The 278-nt window shown below is 59.0% G+C and carries 1 protein-coding gene; it reads right to left on the reverse strand.

Annotated features, from left to right (window positions below; genetic code table 11):
* On the reverse strand, nt 1-278 hold a 278-nt coding region (locus R0J87_RS19785; RefSeq protein ID WP_498888392.1), incomplete at both ends, for a family 1 glycosylhydrolase.

Genomic DNA, 278 nt, shown 5'->3' on the forward strand with positions numbered 1-278 from the left:
AGTAATAGTTGATGCCGAGAAAATCGAGCGGTGCGGAAATGATCTGCATGTCACCGCCGAGTATCAACGGCTCGGTGCCCGGCCACAATTCGAAAAGCGCCTCAGGATAAGCACCTTTCAGCAACGGATCGAGAATCCACGCATTGTGCTGGATCTCGAACAGTTGCGCGGCGCGCTGGTCCGCGGCACTGTCGCTGTTGGACGTGCCGCGCCCGACATTCGCGACGATGCCCTTTTGCGAAGAGGGATCGTTCTCGCGCAGCACAGGCAACGCGAGC

The organism is Halomonas sp. SIMBA_159, assembly GCF_046536035.1.
GTDB lineage: Bacteria > Pseudomonadota > Gammaproteobacteria > Pseudomonadales > Halomonadaceae > Vreelandella > Vreelandella venusta_A.